Origin of the sequence: Blastomonas sp. (genome assembly GCF_041747255.1) — a bacterium.
Taxonomy (GTDB): Bacteria; Pseudomonadota; Alphaproteobacteria; order Sphingomonadales; family Sphingomonadaceae; genus Blastomonas.
In genome coordinates, this window is the sequence record NZ_JBGTFM010000249.1 from 1 (window position 1) to 2,311 (window position 2,311).

2 protein-coding genes are annotated in these 2,311 nt (G+C 59.8%); both read left to right on the forward strand.

Annotated elements, in window-relative coordinates:
* Positions 1–222: 222 nt before the first annotated feature.
* Positions 223–1,170 carry a tyrosine-type recombinase/integrase gene (locus ACEW8G_RS08620; protein WP_373488019.1) on the forward strand — a complete coding sequence of 316 codons (948 nt, stop codon included), beginning with the start codon at positions 223–225 and terminating at the stop codon, positions 1,168–1,170.
* 6 nt (positions 1,171–1,176) lie between these two features.
* Positions 1,177–2,311 (forward strand): IS91 family transposase (locus ACEW8G_RS08625; protein WP_373488018.1); only part of this gene is annotated, 1,135 nt, incomplete at its 3' end.

Genomic DNA, 2,311 nt, shown 5'->3' on the forward strand with positions numbered 1-2,311 from the left:
TTCGTGACCCGCACGGCAACAAGATCGCGCTGTTTTCCAGCGATTCGAATGAACCTGGGCGCGATGAATAAGGCGGGAACTGACATTTGAGCTAAACGCAGCGTCAGCAAATTTGGGCTCCTGCACTAAATCGCTCCGCGATAGGGGCGCTTGTGGCGGGTGTTGCGCTGAGCAGGGATTTGTTGCGCGGTTTTGAATGTCGGGTGTGTGCTGTTGGCCGAGGTGATTTTGCCTCGATTGACAGAGGGTTTTCCCGTGAACATTCAACAATCGACACCAATGACGCCCCTTCGTGCCCGCATGATCGCGGATATGTTGGGGCGCAATCTCGGCCCTGCATCGCAGACCAGTCACCTGCGCGCCTGCAAGCGGTTTGCGGCTTGGCTCGGGCGCTCGCCGGAGACGGCAACACCGGATGATGTGAAGCATTTCCAGCAGCATCTGGTCGAGAGCGGGACGAGCATCTGCACGCGCAACCAGACGATGACCGGCGTCAAATTCCTGTTCCGTGTGACGCTTCGACGGCATGATCTGGTCGGCGAGATTTTCAGTCTCAGGGAACCGGTGAAGGTGCCTCTGGTTCTCAGCAGATCGGAGATCAAGCGCGTCTTGGCCATGGCGCCGAGCCCGAAGGCGCGTGTGATGCTGTCCTTGGCTTATGGCTGCGGGATGCGTGCAGGCGAGGTCGTTAGGCTGAAAGTTGGTGATATCGATAGCGCGCAGCAAATCATCCGGATCGTCCAGGCGAAGGGCCGCAAGGATCGTAACGTCATGCTGCCTGCGGATATTCTGAGCCTTCTGCGCGACTGGTGGAAAGAGCGGCCGACCGGTCAGGACAAGGATGTGCCCGGGCCCGATCGGGTCCTCTTTCCTGGCTATCGTGGCAAGCACCTTTCGGCGCGACAGATATCGCGACTGTTCAAAGAGACCGCGCGGGAAGCCGGGATTACCAAACCGGTCACCTTGCACACGTTGAGGCACAGTTTTGCAACACATCTGCTGGAGCGTGGTGTGGATATCAGGGTCATTCAGGCGCTGCTTGGGCACACCAAGCTCACAACGACAGCGCGGTATGCAAGCGTCGCCACTGGCATGATCGCGGCGGTGGACAGCCCGCTGGACGACCTGAACCAAACCACGCGCAGGAAGGGCAAGAGAGGCGCTTCGTAAGCCGCCTTGCCTCGTTCACAGTTGGAGGTTGCGGATATTTTCCGCACCCATGGCGCTGCTTGGCGTGCGACGAACGCGGGACATGTCAGCCTGACACAGTTGAAGGTGATGTCGGCAATCGAGAACTGCCGAACGGCGGCACTTGGCGGACATGTCGTGCGTTGCGCTGACTGCGCGCATGAGCACATCGCCTACAATTCTTGCCGCAACCGCCATTGCCCCAAATGCCAATCCACGGCCGCAAAAGCATGGCTGGCGGCACGTGAGGCCGAGCTGCTGCCGGTGCGCTATTTCCATCTGGTCTTCACACTGCCCAAGCCCATCGCTGATATCGCGCATCAAAACAAACGCGAGATCTACAATCTGCTGATGCGGGCGAGTGCGGACACGGTGATCAAGATCGCCGCCGATCCAAAGCATCTCGGCGCACGGGTCGGCATCACATCGGTTTTGCACACCTGGGGATCCGCCATGACGCACCACCCGCATGTGCATATGATCGTGCCGGGAGGTGGCTTGTCGGAAGACGGTTCAAAATGGATCAACAGCCGCAAGAACTTCTTCCTGTCCGTCCGCGTGCTATCCCGTCTGTATCGCCGTCTCATTCTGGAAGGGCTGGCCAAGCGGCACAAGGCTGGGAAGCTGCACTTCTTTGGCGACCACGCCGAGCTTGATGATTGTGCGGCCTTCGACGCTTTCCTGCAACCGCTGCGCAAAACCGACTGGGTCGTGTATGCCAAAGAGCCTTTCGCCGGACCCAGGGCTGTGCTGGCCTACCTGTCGCGCTACACCCACCGTGTCGCGATCTCCAACAGCCGCCTGATCCGCATGGACGAACACGGCGTCACATTCCGCGTCAAAGATTACCGCCGCAAGGGCGCGGGCCGTCACACCACCATGACGCTGGCCACGCCGGAGTTTATCCGCCGTTTCCTGATCCACGTGCTGCCAAGAGGCCAGCACCGCATCCGTCACTACGGGTTCTTTGGAAACGGCAACCGCGCCGACAATATCGCCAGGATCAGGCAACTGCTCGGGGCAGAAACGGCACGGCAGGAACAAACCCAAAGCGATAACCTCGGAGATGCAGATGAACCGCCTCGCGTCCTCGCCCTGCCTTGCCCATGTTGTGGTGGCCAGT